The sequence below is a fragment of the Devosia sp. genome (genome assembly GCF_017744655.1).
Classification (GTDB): Bacteria; Pseudomonadota; Alphaproteobacteria; order Rhizobiales; family Devosiaceae; genus Devosia.
Map to the genome: position 1 here is coordinate 324,442 of NZ_JAGIAW010000001.1, position 15,277 is coordinate 339,718.

Consider the following 15,277-nt stretch of genomic DNA (forward strand, 5'->3'; position numbering starts at 1 on the left):
AAATGAATCCGGCGCGCCTTGGTCTTTCCCCCGGAAAGGCCGCCGCGCGCCATGATAGGTTGTGTTTTGGGGGCATCCTTGTGGATGCCATCCAGCATGGTGTTCCCCGCCAAACGCCGTTCGGCACACGCTTCACGATAAGTTTTGGGGGAGACGGGAGCCAACTTGCCCGCCCAACGCGTTGCGGTCAAGCGGGTGTGTTGGGAATGAGATATTCGCTTCTCCTGCCTGTTCAAGGGTGTGGTCAGCAAAAGTAGGGAAAGGCAGGTTTTCGTGCGGCAATCTCTTCCAGTTCTTCCGTTTCTCGTTTCGGGTTTCGTTCTGGCGATGGTGGCGCCGGGTATTGCGCAGACTGTGGAAAGCAGCGCGGGTCCGCTGCGGGCGACGGTTTTGGCCGAAGGGCTCGATCATCCCTGGGCGTTGGCGTTTCTGCCGGATGGGCGCTTTCTGGTGACCGAGCGCAGCGGGCGGCTGGTGTTCATCGAGAGTGGCGTCGTCAGCGGAGTGGTCGAGGGCGTGCCCAATGTCGTAGCGCGTGGGCAGGGCGGTTTGCTCGACCTTGCGCTGGCGCCGGATTTCGAGACGAGCGGGCAGATTTATCTGACCTATGCCGAGCCGGCCGAAGATGCCGGGTTGCAGCGGGGTACGGGAACGGCCGTGATGGCGGCGAAACTGGTGCTGACCAATGGCGGTGGCGGGCGCCTGGAAGATCAGAAGGTGATCTTCCGCATGAACAATTTTACCAATTCTACGCGGCATTTCGGGTCGCGCATCGCCATTGCGCCGGACGGGAACCTATTCGTGACGCTGGGCGAGCGGGGGGACATGGACCGGGCGCAGAATCCGGAGGATCTGGCGGGCGGGATCGTGCGGATTGCGCCGGATGGCAGCGTGCCGGAGGACAATCCCAAGCCCGAAGGCTGGGCGCCGGAATTTTGGAGCATTGGCCATCGTAACCCGCAGGGGGCAGCCATTCGGCCGGGCGACGGCACGCTGTTTACGGTGGAGCATGGGGCGCGCGGCGGCGACGAGGTCAATATGCCGACGGCGGGCGACAATTTCGGCTGGCCCATTATTACCTATGGCGTCGATTATTCCGGTGTCACCATCGGCGAGGGGACGGAGAAGGAGGGGCTGGAGCAGCCGATCCATTATTGGGACCCGTCCATCTCGCCCTCGGGGCTCGATTTTTATGAGGGGAGCCTGATGCCGGGCTGGGAGGGAGACCTGCTGCTCGGGGGATTGAGCGGGGCGGTGCTGGTGCGGCTCGATATGGAGGGTGAATCTGTGGTCGCCGAGGAGCGGCTGTTCGAGGGGCAGTTGGGGCGCATTCGCGATGTGCGCGTCGGCGCTGACGGCGCCGTCTATTTGTTGACCGATGCAGACAATGGCCAGTTGATCCGAGTGGCACCTGAGGGCAAGTAGATCACGCTTTTACGGACTGCCAGGCGGCCTCGGCGAAGATGGCGGCGATGCGCTGGGCCGCATCCGGCGGTGCGGGCGTGGCGCGGCGCAGGTAACTGTAGGCAGGGCCGAGCATGAGCGCGTGGGCGATGGGGAAGGGCAGATTCTGCACGTCGCCGCTCGATTGCATGCCCGCATAGGCGGCCGCTGCCCCGTCTTGGCCGGACGAGAGGAAGGCGCGGAGGCCTTCGAGCTCGTCGTCGAGTGGCGCGAGATTTCGCAATTCATCGAGCAGGCGGGACTGGTCGGGATGGGCGAGACCCCAGATGACGAGGCCAGCGACGGAGGCCTTGATTTGCGCCTCGGCGGAGGCGGATGGGTCGGGGGCGAAGGCGGCCCAGCCTGCGATGGCCTGGCGGAAGAGGGCCTCGGCGATGGCGCCCTTGCCGGAAAAGAAATGATAGATGCTGCCAGTGCTGGCGCCGCTTTTCTCGCGGATCTGCGCGATGGAGGTGGCGCGATAGCCGTGCTCCAGGAAGCAGATAAGGGCGGCATCGAGAATGGCGCGGCGGCGGTCGGGAATCTCGTTCATGCAAAGAGACTAGACGAAATTAGAATGGCGTTCTAGTGTGTAACTAGAATGATGTTCTAGTTACTTTGCTATTGTCCTTTTTCGTCATTACCGGGCTTGCCCCGGCAATCCATCTCGAGTCGGCATGGACCACCGGACAAGCCCGGTGGTGACGATGGGTGGGTGGTTATTTGGAGGGGTGAGATGTCCGAAAATATCGAACTGGTGAAGCGCTATGTGGCGGCGGTGGAGCGGTTTGATCTCGACGAAGTCGAACAGCTTATCGATCCTGAAATGACGTTTCAGGAACTGCCCAATCGTATCCGGCCGGCAGGTGGTAGGGATGACCATGCTGCAATTCTGGCGGGGCTGCGTCGGGCAGGGGAGCGCAAGGTGCTGTCATCGCAGCGCTATGTGCTTGGCGACATCATCGAGGCGGGTGACCGGGTGGTGGTGGAAGGGCGCTGGGAGGGCACGATGGCTGTGCCGCTCGGGCGCTTGCAGGTAGGCGACAAGATGATTGCACATCTCTGCATGATTTTCGGCATCAGGGATGGGAAGATTGCCTGGCAGCGGAATTATGATTGCTACGAGGACTTTTCGGCAAAGTAAAAGGCGCGCCCGACTTGCGGACGCGCCCGACAAAATGTCCTGGCTTGTGGCTCAGCTAGCCGTCAGGTTGTCAGCCGCCGACTTGCCGGTCCGCTTGTCCTTGACGATCTCGTAGGAGACCTTCTGACCTTCATCCAGGCCGTTCAGGCCCGAACGCTGGACGGCAGAAATGTGGACGAAAACGTCGGCCCCACCTTCATCCGGCTGAATAAAACCATAACCTTTTTGGCCATTGAACCACTTAACGGTGCCCGTTGCCATGATGCGCGTTCCCTCGTGCAGTCGCTGCAATAAGATCCCGATCGATGCACCCGATCCAGATCTCAACTATATCGAATTGTCGGAAAGTGACGTCTGCATAGGCGAATGGCAATTCGCGTTAAATGATCAGTCTGCCGCAATATTCGATCCGATCACCGTAGCGTGAAACGCTGTCCACATCAATATGCGCTTTTTCCAACACAAAGTGCCCGGCAGAATTCCATTTCTGCCAGGTGTCGAACAAGGTCACGACCGCAACGTTTCGGTGCCCGAGTAAGGCCGAAACAAGGACGCAAGGCGGGCCGGTGATTCCACCGGGGCGACTCCTGCGCCATGGAGCATATTGCTCCTAGATTATGTCCAAGAGTGTAACGCAGCATGACAGGGAGAAAAACCCTTCATGGTGATGTGACCGGGATGTTCAGCGTTTTTTCTTGCCAATGAGCCGCTTTTCCGGCAAATCCCGCCCGCCGCGCAATGGGCCGGTTCCTCGAAAGTCATGCCGTCTTGACCAAGACGTTTTACTCATCCGGCGATGTGATCGCCGACCGGCGCGCGGATTATGCCCGCATGCTGGCCGAAGGTGGTGACCATGCCGCCGCGGCCGAACTGATGGATCAGGCACTGGAGATCGTGCCGGAATGGGTCGCCGGCTGGGATTTGCTCGGCAGTTTTCATGAAAAGGCCGGCAATGTGGCGGGGGCCATATCGGCCTGGCGGCGGCTCGAGGCGCTGGATGACGACGGCGTTTTTGGCGCGCGGCTGAAGTTGGCGGCGCACAATGCGGGCGCGGCGGGCGAGGGCACGGCGGTCAGCTATGTTGAGGCGCTGTTTGATCAATATGCCCCGCAGTTCGAGCATTCGCTGGTCGACAAGCTTGGCTATCGCGTGCCGGAAATGCTCGATGCACTGGTGGTCGAACAGATGGCTGCGATGGGCGTCGAGCGCTTTTCCAAGGCGATCGATCTTGGCTGCGGCACCGGGCTGATGGGCGAAAAACTGCGCGAGAAGGTGGATTTTCTCGAAGGCGTCGATATTTCGGCGGCGATGATTGCCGAGACGGCTCGCAAGGGGATTTACGACAATCTGCAGAAGGCCGAGCTCGTGGCGGCGCTCAATGCGCGTAGGGCCGAGGCTGACCTGATGACGGCGGCGGACGTATTTATTTATTGCGGCGACCTGCAGCCGGTGCTGGCGGCGCTGGTGCCGGCGCTGAAGCCTGGTGGGCTGGTGGCCTTTTCGCTTGAGGCGCATGATGGGGAAGAGGCCCTCTTCCTCCGGCCGAGCCTGCGCTATGCCCATGGTGTGGCGGCGACGCGGGATGCCCTGGTGGTGGCGGGGCTGGACGTTTTGCGGTTCGAGACGGCGACGCTGCGGCAGGATCGCGGGGCGCCAATTACGGGGATTCTGGTTCTGGCGCGGAAGCCTGCGGTCGAGCTGACGGCGGCCAACGATGGGGCTTCGGGCGGCAACGTCGCGGCCTAGTCAAACTCTTCCGGGCAGGGCACAAGAGGTCGCTACAGGAGACCTCTTTCATGAATACGATCCGCCACGATTTTCGTTCCGATACGGTGACGCGGCCGAGCGCTGGTATGCGCGCGGCCATGGCTGCGGCCGAGGTGGGCGACGATGTGTTTGGCGATGATCCGACGGTCAATCTGCTGGAGCAGAGGATGGCAGGGCTTCTCAAGAAAGAAGCGGCGATCTTTGTGCCGTCGGGGACGCAGTCTAATCTTCTCGCATTGATGAGCCATTGCGGGCGCGGGGATGAGTTTATCGCCGGGCAGAATGCGCATTGCTACAAGTATGAGGGTGGTGGTGCGGCAGTTTTGGGCTCGATCCAGCCGCAACCGATTGCGCATCGGGCCGATGGCACGATGGACCCCAGGGAGATCGAGGGCGCGATCAAGAAGGGCGACAGCCACTTTGCGACGACGCGGGTTATTGCGCTCGAAAACACATTTGGCGGGCGGGTGCTGCCGGTTGAGTACATGCTGGAGATGGCGGGGATTGCCCGGAAGCATGGGCTGGGGCTGCATCTCGATGGCGCGCGCGCGTTCAATGCCACGGTGCAACTGGGCATTGATATTGCCGAGTTTGTGGCGCCATTCGATAGCGTTTCGATCTGTCTTTCCAAGGGCCTAGGGGCGCCGGTTGGGTCGGTGCTGGTGGGGCGCGCGGATCTGATCGAGACGGCGCGGCGCAATCGCAAGATGCTGGGCGGCGGTATGCGGCAGGCGGGGATTCTTGCGGCGGCAGGGCTTTATGCGATCGAGAACAATGTGGCGCGGCTGGTTGAGGATCATCAGCGGGCGAAGCGCCTAGCCGAGGGGTTGGCGCAGCACAAGGCGCTGAAGGTGGTGATGCCCGATACCAATATTCTATGGATCGAGGCGGAGGCGGAGCTTGGGGATCGGCTGAACCTCTATCTCGGTGAACATGGCGTTGGGATCACCGGGCGCTATGGGCAGCAGCGGTGGGTGACACATCTCGATGTCACCGACGAGGATATCGATGGCGCGCTGGCGCTGGTCGACACGTTCTTCGCGAATTGAAGTGAAGCGCCCGGGGAGACCCGGGCGCTTCGGATTTCAGCTCTGCTTCCAGAAGGCGTGGAGGCCTTTTATGTCGGCGGAGGTGAGGAGCGGCATGGCGGCCGAGAGTTTGTCCACGGGCCAGTCCCACCAAGCCATTTCGAGCAGCAGGGCGATGTCCTCATCCGCAAAGCGCTTGCGGATGGGCTTTGCCGGGTTGCCGCCGACGATGGTGTAGGGCTCGACATCCTTGGTTACCAAGGCACGGGTGCCGAGGACGGCGCCGTGGCCGATCTTGATCCCCGGCATGATGACGACTTCCGAGCCGATCCAGACGTCGTTGCCGATGACGGTGTCGCCGGCGGGCTGGAAGGCGTTGCTGGCGTCAGCAAATTCCGGTGCTTCGGGGACGAAAGCGAAGGGGAAGGTGCTGATCCAGTCGTTCCGGTGGCCCTGATTGCCGGCCATGATGAAGGCGGCGCCGGAGCCGATGGAGCAGAAGGCGCCGATGAGCAGGCGGTCGACGCCCGGCTCGGTCATCAGGTAGCGGGCGCAGTCATCGAAGCTGTGGCCGTGATAGTAGCCGGAATAATAGCTGTAGCGGCCGACGACGATGTTGGGATTGGTGACCTGGCGATCGAGCGGGATGCCGAGGAACGGGCTTTCGAAATAGTTGGACATGATTGTTCCATGAAGGTGCGGCCCTTCTGGGGCGCAAAGTTTGCAGACTGTTTGGGGAACCGGTGGGCGCGCAGCAGCAGGCGCCGACGCGTGGGGCCGGTTGAAAGGCGTTCCCTCGACGCGTGTCAGGCGCGCAGGAACGCTATGGAGCTGCTTCGGTCTGCCAACTTCATGGTGATGTCTCTATAGGCCGACGCGGCGATGGAGACAACACGCGATTGACAATCGTGGCATGGCGGCGGAAGCTGCTGCTGTGACAAGGGTTTTTCTCTGAGCGAGCGCTGAAACGCTGACCGTCCTGTGGGCGGAGCGATGTTTTGCATCCAAATTCAGAGAAACCGAAATGACCAAAATTGCAGTTTCTGGTGCCAGCGGAAAGCTGGGCCGACTCGTTGTGGCAACGCTATTGGAGCGGGGCGCGCGGGGTGTCGTGGCGCTGAGCCGGAGTCCGGAGAGGATTGCCGGGGATGGGCGCGTGGAGCGGCGCTTCGCGGATTTTGATGATCCGCAATCGCTGGGGGTCGCACTGGCTGGGGTGTCACGGCTGGTGTTGATCAGTACAGATGCGCTTGGAGCGGATGGGCGGCGGGTGCGGCAGCATCGGACGGGTATAGCGGCGGCCGAGCGGGCTGGGGTGGAGCATGTGGTCTATACGTCGATGCTCCGTGCCGAAACGTCGCCGCTCAAGATGATGGTCGCCGATCATTGGGCGACGGAGGTGGTGCTGGCGGAGAGTGGGCTAGGCCATACCGTGTTGCGGCATGCGTTTTATGACGACCTCGCGAGGGGCATTCTCGCCCGGGCTGGCGCGTCCGGCGTATTTCCACATGCGGCAGGTGCGGGCAGGGTGGCCTATGTGACGCGACGGCAATGTGCCCTGGCGGCGGCGGTTGCCGTGTCGGATGGATTTGTCGGGCGGAGGCGCTTCGATATTACCGGGCCGGAGGCGCTAGGCATGGATGAGCTGGCCGAATTGGCTGGCCGGCAGCGGGGGAGTGCCTATCGTGCCGAGGCGGTGTCGAGAGAAGAACTCGTCGCGCGGCTGGTTTCGGGCGGCATGCCGGAGATGCAGGCGCAGGTGATGGCGATGATCGATGTGGGGATCGCCACGGGGGCCATGGAGCCGGCGTCGGGCGATTTCACTGCGTTAACCGGGATGCAGGCGCCGTCTCTGGAGCTTTGAGGCAAAGAAAAAGGCCGCGGGAAACCGCGGCCTTTTTGTGCGGGCGTAAAGGGAATTACGCTGCGAAATATTCCTGCAGGGCGCGGACCTGGAGGCCGCCCTGGCGGAGGGCGACGATGCCTTCGACGGCGGCAAGGGCGCCGTCGATGGTCGTGTAGTAGGGGATCTTTGCGAGCAGCGCGGTGCGACGGATGTCGCGGCTGTCGGAGATCGACTTGAGACCGTCCGTCGTGTTGATCACGAGCTGCACGCCGCCGTTCTTCATCGAGTCCACGATATGCGGACGGCCTTCGAGCACCTTGTTGATCTTGGTCGCAGGGACGTTGTTATCAACGAGGTAGCGCTGGGTGCCGCCGGTGGCGAGGATTTCGAAACCGGCTTCGACCAGGTGACGGGCCATGTCGACGATATACTGCTTGTCGTCGTCGCGGACCGAGATGAAGGCCTTGCCGGAAGTAGGCACCTTCTGGCCGGCGCCCATCTGGGACTTGGCGAAGGCGATGGCGAAATCGAGGTCAAGGCCGATGACTTCACCGGTCGACTTCATTTCCGGGCCGAGAACCGTGTCGACGCCGGGGAAGCGGTTGAACGGGAAGACGGCTTCCTTGACGGCGATGTGCTTGAGCTTCTTCTCGACGAGATTGAAGCTGGCAAGGCTTTCACCGGCCATGACGCGCGAGGCGATCTTGGCGATGGGTTCGCCGATGACCTTGGCGACGAAGGGCACCGTACGCGAAGCGCGGGGATTCACTTCGATGAGGTAGATCGTGTCGTCCTTATAGGCGTACTGAACGTTCATCAGGCCGCCGACCTTGAGGGCGAAGGCGAGTTCGCGGGTCTGGCGCTTGAGTTCTTCGATGACTTCGGGCGGCAGGCTGCGCGGGGGCAGGGAGCAGGCGGAGTCGCCGGAGTGAATGCCGGCTTCCTCGATGTGCTCCATGATGCCGGCAACGAACACGTCCTTGCCATCGCAGAGGGCATCGACGTCGATTTCGATGGCGCCCGAGAGGTAGGCATCAAACAGCAGCGGGTTGTCGGAGAGGACAGAATTGATCTGGCCGGTCCGGTCATTGGGGTAGCGCTGCAGGATATCGGGCGGCACGAGGCCGGTCAGGGTGTCCTGGATGTAGCGCTCGAATTCGTTGGCCGAGTGGACGATGGCCATGGCGCGGCCGCCGAGCACGTAAGACGGACGGATGACCAGCGGATAGCCCAGGCGCTCGGCAACAAGGCGAGACTGTTCAAGGCTGTAGGCGATTCCGTTCTTGGGCTGAGTCAGCTCGAGACGGTTCAGGAGCTTCATGAACAGGTCGCGATCTTCAGCGAGATCGATGGCTTCGGGCTGGGTGCCGAGGATCGGCACGCCGGCCTTGGCAACGGCTTCAGCGAGGTTGAGCGGGGTCTGGCCACCGAACTGCACGATGACGCCGTGAAGGGTGCCGTTCTGCTTTTCGCGGAGCAGGATTTCGATGACGTCTTCCTCGGTCAGCGGCTCGAAATAGAGACGATCGGAGGTGTCGTAGTCGGTCGACACGGTTTCCGGGTTGCAGTTGACCATGATGGTTTCGTAGCCGGCATCAGCCAGCGCGAAGGCTGCATGGCAGCAGCAATAGTCGAACTCTATGCCCTGGCCGATACGGTTGGGGCCGCCGCCGAGGATGACGACCTTCTTGCGGTCGGACGGACGGGATTCGTCGGCGACAGCGCCAGCGAACGGCGTTTCGTAGGTCGAGTACATGTAAGCGGTCGGTGACGCGAATTCGGCAGCGGAAGTGTCGATGCGCTTGTAGGCGGGACGCACTTCGAGGCTGTGGCGGAGCTTGCGTACGTCCGAGGTTTTTACGCCGGCGAGCTGGGCGAGACGGGCGTCGGAGAAGCCCATGCCCTTGAGCTGGCGCAGCGAGGCTGCTTCCTGGGGGAGGCCGAACTGCTTGACCTTCTGTTCCATGTCGACGATGCCGCGCATCTGCTCGAGGAACCAAGGGTCGATCTTGCAGGCTTCAAAAATGTCTTCGTTGGACAGGCCGAGGCGCATGGCTTCGGCGACGTGGAGAAGACGGTTTGGCGTCGGGGTGCCGAGGGCTGCCTTGATGGCGTTCTTGTCTTCGCCTTCGCCGAGACCCGGAATGCCGATCTCGTTGAGGCCGGTGAGGCCGGTTTCGAGCGAGCGCAGGGCCTTCTGGAGCGATTCCTGGAAGGTGCGGCCGATAGCCATGGCTTCGCCGACCGACTTCATCGAGGTGGTCAAGCGGTTGTCGGCGCCCGGGAATTTTTCGAAGGCGAAACGCGGGATCTTGGTGACGACATAGTCGATGGTCGGCTCGAACGAGGCCGGGGTGGCGCCGCCGGTGATGTCGTTTTCGAGTTCATCGAGCGTGTAGCCGACGGCGAGGCGAGCAGCGACCTTGGCGATCGGGAAGCCGGTGGCCTTGGAGGCCAGCGCCGAGGAACGCGACACGCGCGGGTTCATTTCGATGACGACCATGCGGCCGTCCTTGGGATTGATGCCGAACTGGACGTTGGAGCCGCCGGTTTCGACGCCGATCTCGCGCAGGACCGCCAGCGAGGCGTCGCGCATGATCTGATATTCCTTGTCGGTCAGGGTCAGGGCAGGGGCGACGGTGATGGAGTCGCCGGTGTGCACGCCCATGGGATCGATGTTCTCGATCGAGCAGATGATGATGCAGTTGTCCTTCTTATCGCGGACAACCTCCATCTCGTATTCCTTCCAGCCGAGAACGGATTCTTCGACGAGGACTTCGTTGGTCGGGGACGCGTCGACACCGCTCTCGACGATGGCGAGGTATTCTTCGCGGTTGTAGGCAATGCCGCCGCCGGTGCCGCCGAGGGTGAAGCTGGGGCGGATGATGCAGGGGAGGCCGATGACCTCAAGCGCCTGCAGGGCTTCGATGGTGTTGTGGGCGAGCATGGAGCGCGGGGTGTCGAGCCCGATCTTCTTCATGGCATCGCGGAAGAGTTCGCGGTCTTCGGCCTTGTCGATGGCTTCGGCGGTGGCGCCGATCATCTCGACGTTGAATTTGTCGAGCACGCCCATCTTGCGCAGGGACAGGGCGCAGTTGAGTGCGGTCTGACCGCCCATGGTGGGGAGGAGCGCGTCGGGGCGTTCCTTCTCGATGATTTTTGCGACGACTTCTGGAGTGATCGGCTCCATGTAGGTGGCGTCGGCGAGATCCGGGTCGGTCATGATCGTCGCCGGATTGGAGTTCACCAGAATGATCCGGTAGCCCTCTTCCTTCAGCGCCTTACAGGCCTGGGTGCCGGAATAGTCGAATTCGCAAGCCTGCCCGATGATGATGGGGCCCGCGCCGATGATCAGGATCGATTTGATGTCGGTACGTTTTGGCATGGCGCTCGCTCTGTCTGACTAACTGAAGACGGGCGAGGGGGAATCGCCCGGACGCACCTGTCCGCGCGAAACCCGCGCTGCAACTGAGCGCTGCGGCACGGGGGAAAAGACCGAACATGGTGGTTAGGTGGGCTGTCTAACCGAAGAGTCGCGCGAAGGGAAGGGGGGCGCGGCGCATAACAGTGCTCATCCCCTCCCTGCTCTTGGCAGCCTACTCCGACGGACAGCGAAACGGTAGGAAGGTGCTGGCCGCGCCTTCGTTCATCATCACCAGGGTAATCAGGTCAGCTATGTCTCGCTCCTGATTGGATTGCGGGCAGATAGCGATCTGTTCGGTGCAACCCGAGGCGATGAAATTCTCGTTGGTCGCGAGGAAATTGTAATTGATGTCGTCCGAGCCAATGCGGTCGAGCGCACGGGCCCAAGCATCGGTGTAGAGCGCGCATTTCTGTTGCTGCCACGCGGAGGGTTCTTCCGCATTGGCTGGAGAGATCAGAAGTACTGCGGCGGTGAGGGCGACGCCGCGCATCAGTGTTCTCCGGCGCATTCTGCGGTGGGGCTGGTCGAGCCCAGTTGCTCGAGGCAGGCGCATTGGCGTTCGAAACGCGCAGCTTCCTCGTCGGACAATTTGCCGCCCGAGACCAGAAGTTCCAGTTGGGATCGGCAGAGTTTTGCCTCGACGGAGGAGGCAGGTGCTGGCTGTGCAAAGACCGTCGTGGACGTGATCAACAAGGCGGAAAGGACGAGGAAGGCGACGCGCATGGGAATTCCGTGAAGAGGTGAATCAGCTTCTGCGCAAGGAATGCGAAATTTGAATGGCAGGCACTGGGGTGCCGATACGCCGAAGCCGTTGACAGGATGGGCCGACGGGCGCATGGAGCAAGGCGCGACGTGTGTTTTCACCGTTCAAAGAGAAAGATCATGAACCCCGACAGTCGAAGTCGAATTCGACCCTGTTTAGCGGCCTGACGATCTGACTGAGGTCAGCTCCGGTGGGCCGATAGCCTACCTATAGGAGCTGCCATGCTGCGCATTTACACGCGTACTGAAGACAAGCTTGTGCCTTTCGATGCTGAAAAGAGCACCGGACTGCCAATCTGGCTCGACCTCATCTCGCCCAATGATGAGGACGTTTCGCGGGTCGAAGGCCTGCTTGGCGTTGACGTGCCGAGCCGTGCCGAAATGGAAGAGATCGAGCTCTCTGCCCGGCTTTACACCGAGGCGGGCGCCACTTTCATGACGCTGACAGGGCTTGCCAATCTCGATACCGAAGCCCCGATCAAGACGCCAATCACCTTTATCCTCAAGGGCAATACGCTGGTTACGGTGCGTTATGCCGAGCCAAAGCCGTTCCTTGCCTATACGAACCGGGCGCAGAAGCCCAACGGCTCGCCGCATTGTTCGGGCGAGGAGATCATGCTCGGGCTGATCGAGGCGATGATCGACCGGACGGCTGATGCGCTGGAGCGGATCGGTAATGAAACAGACGGTCTGTCGCGCAGCGTGTTCAAGACGGCGCAGGCCAAGACCAAGGCCAGCACCAAGACGCACGATCTTGAAAACGTCATTTCCCTCATTGGGTTAAAGGCGGAGTTACTGACGATGATTCAAGAAAGCCTCGTCAGCGTCTCGCGGCTGGTGGCCTATTATGCGGCGACGGAAGACACGAGCGACAACAAGGAGAGCAAGCATCTGGTGCGGTTGATCCAGCGCGATGCGAACTCGCTGGGCGAGCATGCGCGGGCGCTCTCGGCGCGTCTCGGCTTCCTGCTCGATGCGACGCTGGGGGCGATCAATCTCGAGCAGAACCAGATCATCAAGATCTTCTCCGTGGCTGCGGTGGTCTTTCTGCCGCCGACGCTGGTCGCCTCGATCTATGGGATGAACTATGACTTCATGCCGGAGCTGCACTGGAACTTTGGCTATCCCTTTGCGCTGGGGCTGATGGTGCTCTCGGCGGCCGTGCCGTTCCTCTACTTCAAGCGCAAGGGCTGGCTCTAGGCGGTTAGACGCCGAGGCGATTTCCTCGGCGGGCGAGGCCAATGAGTTTGTCGAGCACTAGGCCCATGACAATGGCGAGGACGATCGCCAGGATCATGCCGAGAAGCGGGTTGCTGGAGAACCAGCGGCCCGCGAGATAGCCCATGGCTACATTGTAGGTGGCCCAGAGGGCGCTCGCGAGAATGCAGAGCGGGGCGAAGCGGCGATAGGGATAGGAGACTGTTCCCGCCGTGAGATTGACCGCGAGGCGGGCCCAGGGAATGAAACGGGCGACAAGCACCAGCATGGCGGGGCGAGTTTGCAGGCTCTTTTCCGCCCAGCCAAGCAGGCGGGTGAGAGGGCGGAAGCGCAGGCTTTCGACACGCTGACGACCGAGAAGGCTGCCAATCAGGTAGGTGGCGTTGTCGGCGATGATGGCACCGAGGGTGGCGATCAGCAGCAATGGCAGCAGATGCGGGGTTTCGCTTGATGCGGCGAGGGCCGCCAGGGCGATGATGACGGCTTCGCTGGGAAAGAGCGGGAAGAAGCCGTCGAGGATCACCAGTGCCAGGGCGATCAGGTAAATCCAGGGCGATGCGGCAAGCGGCAGGATGATGTCGAGCAGGAAGTCCATGTGGGCTTCTAGCGTGGCTGGGGTACGGCTGTGTGACGGCGGAAATCGCTATCGCCGCCAAATGGCCTCAGAACAGCCCACAGGAGGCCTTGTTGCTCGCCTCACATCGGCGTGATCGCTCAAGCGATCGGCTTAAAGCAAAGAGGTTGAAATGAAGAATTTGCGCCTTGCCGCCCTTGCGGCCTTTACGGCCCTGGCCCTTGCAGCCTGTGGCGGCGATGCTCCTCCGCCGGCTGATGCTCCGGCGGACACGAACACCACTACGCCGGCAGCACCACCGCCGGCCTCCTAAGAGGACCGGCTGAAATTTGCCCCGGCTTCGGCCGGGGCTTTTGTTTTGATATTAGGCCGCCCGTGCGTGGGAGGGGCGATGCAGGGCGCTGACTAGGCTGTCAACGCGATAGGGCTTCGGGAAGAAGAGGGCGCCGGCTGGCAGATCGGCTGGGGTCGGGAGAACGCCGCCGGAGACGACGATAATCGGCAGGTGCGGCAGCGTGGTGGCGGCGAGACGCGCCAGAGCCAGGCCATCGGGACCGGCGCCGAGTTCAATGTCGGTGATCAGGGCGTCGACGGCTTCATCGAGGAGATGGGCTCCGGCGCTGGCATTGGTGGCCGGCAGGGGAGAATAGCCGAGGTCGGCCAGCTGATCGCAGAGATCGAGCAGCAGAAGCGGGTTGTCTTCGACGACCAGTATCTTGGAAATGCGTGACATCGGCTTCTCCATTGGCGCAGGCACAAGGGGAAGAGATTCGCCAGCCGAACGTTGCATGCTCACAGCGCATGGCTGGTGGCATGGTTAGCATTTTCCTAAAATTGTAAGCATTAACGCCAGTTGGGCGCTCAGAGTTGCGCGCGATAAAGCGCGACGCGGATGCCGCCGTGAAGCACCGGGGGCAAGGCGGGCTGGAATTTGAGACCCGTAGCGCCTGCCAGGTTCTTGTCGGCGGTGATGATGCCGACGCGCCAGCCTTTGAAGCGGGTTTTGAGGACTGTGCCCAGAGTGCGATGCAGGGTGACGAGCGGAGCCTTGTCGCCGATGCGGGTACCGTAAGGCGGGTTGAGGATGACGAGGCCGGGCGGGCCCGGAGGAGGCTCGAGGTCTTCGATGGATTTTTGGTCAAACTGGGTGAGGGCCGAAGCGCCTGAGCGGGTGGCGTTTTCGCCGGCCATGCGGATGGCACCGGGGTCCTTGTCCGAGCCGTAGAATTTGAGGTCGGTGGTCTTGGATGTGACGGCGCCGCGGAGGGACTGCCAGGCTTTGGCGTCGAAAGAGGGGAGGCTTTCGAAGCTGAAGCTGCGTTCGCGGCCTGGGGGTAGGCCGAGCGCGATTTCGGCGGCTTCGATGACAAAAGTGCCGGAGCCGCACATGGGGTCGAGGACGGGTTCGGTGCCGATATAGCCGCACTGGCGGAGGAACATGGCGGCCATGGTTTCGCGCATCGGCGCCTTGTTGACCGCTTCCTTGAAACCGCGCTTGTGGAGCGACTCGCCTGTGGTGTCGATGCTGAGGGTGACGAGGTCGTCCTCGATGCGGACCATGATGCGGAGGGCGGCGTCTTCCACGATGGGAGCGCCGAACTCTTCGCTGATGGCGGTGGCGACACGCTGGGCGGCGGCACCATCGTGGTAGATGCGGGAGCGCTTGCAACTGGCTTCGACGCGGATGGGGACGGACTTGTCGAGGAAATCGCCCCAAGGGATTTTTCGCGAGCGTTTATCGAGTTGTGCAAGATGCATGGCGCGGAATTCGCCGAAGCGGGCGAGGATGCGGGTCGCGCCGCGAAGAACGAGGTTGGCGCGCCATACGTCGGCCCAGGTGCCGGTGAAGGCGACACCGCCATCGACAACGGTGGCGCCTTCAAAACCCTGTTCGAGGGCTTCTGCGCAAAGCGGGGCTTCGAGGCCCGGGGTCGAGACGAGGTAGATTGGAAAGCTGGCGGTCATGCGCCAGCACTAGCGGGGTCGAAGGGCGGGGGCAATGGTGTCGAGGCCATGCGGAGGCGAGACGGATTGCCGGGACGAGCCCGGCAATGACAACAGAGGGGAAGCG

16 protein-coding genes are annotated in these 15,277 nt (G+C 62.1%); 7 read left to right on the forward strand and 9 right to left on the reverse strand.

Annotated features, from left to right (window positions below):
- Positions 1-273: 273 nt before the first annotated feature.
- The gene (locus tag J7557_RS01590; RefSeq protein ID WP_291416677.1) at positions 274-1,425 is read left to right on the forward strand and encodes a PQQ-dependent sugar dehydrogenase; all 1,152 of its coding nucleotides are present in this window, start codon (positions 274-276) and stop codon (positions 1,423-1,425) included.
- A gap of 1 nt (position 1,426) precedes the next feature.
- Here J7557_RS01590 and J7557_RS01595 read toward each other — a convergent pair whose 3' ends face one another.
- Entirely contained in the window at positions 1,427-1,996 is a 570-nt protein-coding gene (locus J7557_RS01595; protein ID WP_291416678.1) for a TetR/AcrR family transcriptional regulator, read from the reverse strand.
- 183 nt (positions 1,997-2,179) lie between these two features.
- Between J7557_RS01595 and J7557_RS01600 the strand changes: the two genes are divergently transcribed.
- A complete protein-coding gene (locus tag J7557_RS01600; protein WP_291416680.1) occupies positions 2,180-2,587 on the forward strand; it encodes a nuclear transport factor 2 family protein in 408 nt (135 codons plus the stop codon).
- 51 nt (positions 2,588-2,638) lie between these two features.
- Here the strand turns inward: J7557_RS01600 and J7557_RS01605 are convergent, their stop codons facing one another.
- Entirely contained in the window at positions 2,639-2,848 is a 210-nt protein-coding gene (locus J7557_RS01605; RefSeq protein WP_035080396.1) for a cold-shock protein, read from the reverse strand.
- Positions 2,849-3,355: 507 nt separating this feature from the next.
- Between J7557_RS01605 and J7557_RS01610 the strand changes: the two genes are divergently transcribed.
- The gene (locus J7557_RS01610; RefSeq protein WP_291416684.1) at positions 3,356-4,333 is read left to right on the forward strand and encodes a methyltransferase; all 978 of its coding nucleotides are present in this window, start codon (positions 3,356-3,358) and stop codon (positions 4,331-4,333) included.
- A 50-nt stretch (positions 4,334-4,383) separates the two neighbouring features.
- Positions 4,384-5,403, forward strand: coding sequence for a low-specificity L-threonine aldolase (gene ltaE / locus J7557_RS01615; protein ID WP_291416686.1), 1,020 nt, complete (start codon positions 4,384-4,386; stop codon positions 5,401-5,403).
- 36 nt (positions 5,404-5,439) lie between these two features.
- Here the strand turns inward: ltaE and catB are convergent, their stop codons facing one another.
- The gene (catB, locus tag J7557_RS01620) at positions 5,440-6,063 is read right to left on the reverse strand and encodes a type B chloramphenicol O-acetyltransferase (protein WP_291416688.1); all 624 of its coding nucleotides are present in this window, start codon (positions 6,061-6,063) and stop codon (positions 5,440-5,442) included.
- Positions 6,064-6,406: 343 nt separating this feature from the next.
- Here catB and J7557_RS01625 point away from each other — a divergent pair, with 343 nt between their 5' ends.
- Complete coding sequence (locus tag J7557_RS01625) at positions 6,407-7,246, forward strand: NAD(P)H-binding protein (RefSeq protein WP_291416690.1); 840 nt, start codon at positions 6,407-6,409, stop codon at positions 7,244-7,246.
- A gap of 55 nt (positions 7,247-7,301) precedes the next feature.
- On the opposite strand, the gene carB is transcribed toward J7557_RS01625, so the two are convergent.
- The 3 genes from carB to J7557_RS01640 form a co-directional block, all read right to left on the reverse strand.
- Positions 7,302-10,613 (reverse strand): carbamoyl-phosphate synthase large subunit, encoded by a 3,312-nt coding sequence (gene carB, locus J7557_RS01630; protein WP_291416691.1) that lies wholly within the window; start codon positions 10,611-10,613, stop codon positions 7,302-7,304.
- A 211-nt stretch (positions 10,614-10,824) separates the two neighbouring features.
- Positions 10,825-11,142 (reverse strand): hypothetical protein, encoded by a 318-nt coding sequence (locus J7557_RS01635; RefSeq protein ID WP_291416693.1) that lies wholly within the window; start codon positions 11,140-11,142, stop codon positions 10,825-10,827.
- Positions 11,142-11,375, reverse strand: coding sequence for a hypothetical protein (locus tag J7557_RS01640; protein ID WP_291416695.1), 234 nt, complete (start codon positions 11,373-11,375; stop codon positions 11,142-11,144). The genes J7557_RS01635 and J7557_RS01640 overlap by 1 nt, the downstream gene beginning before the upstream one ends.
- Before the next feature lie 261 nt (positions 11,376-11,636).
- Between J7557_RS01640 and J7557_RS01645 the strand changes: the two genes are divergently transcribed.
- Entirely contained in the window at positions 11,637-12,614 is a 978-nt protein-coding gene (locus J7557_RS01645) for a magnesium transporter CorA family protein (protein ID WP_291416697.1), read from the forward strand.
- A 4-nt stretch (positions 12,615-12,618) separates the two neighbouring features.
- Here J7557_RS01645 and J7557_RS01650 read toward each other — a convergent pair whose 3' ends face one another.
- Positions 12,619-13,227, reverse strand: a complete 609-nt coding sequence (locus J7557_RS01650) for a VTT domain-containing protein (protein ID WP_291416699.1) — start codon at positions 13,225-13,227, stop codon at positions 12,619-12,621.
- A 151-nt stretch (positions 13,228-13,378) separates the two neighbouring features.
- Here J7557_RS01650 and J7557_RS01655 point away from each other — a divergent pair, with 151 nt between their 5' ends.
- Positions 13,379-13,519 (forward strand): hypothetical protein, encoded by a 141-nt coding sequence (locus tag J7557_RS01655; RefSeq protein ID WP_291416701.1) that lies wholly within the window; start codon positions 13,379-13,381, stop codon positions 13,517-13,519.
- Positions 13,520-13,570: 51 nt separating this feature from the next.
- Here the strand turns inward: J7557_RS01655 and J7557_RS01660 are convergent, their stop codons facing one another.
- Positions 13,571-13,939: a response regulator gene (locus J7557_RS01660; RefSeq protein WP_291416703.1), complete on the reverse strand. Its 369-nt coding sequence runs from the start codon at positions 13,937-13,939 to the stop codon at positions 13,571-13,573.
- 128 nt (positions 13,940-14,067) lie between these two features.
- Complete coding sequence (locus tag J7557_RS01665) at positions 14,068-15,171, reverse strand: class I SAM-dependent RNA methyltransferase (protein WP_291416705.1); 1,104 nt, start codon at positions 15,169-15,171, stop codon at positions 14,068-14,070.
- Between the last annotated feature and the right edge of the window lie 106 nt (positions 15,172-15,277).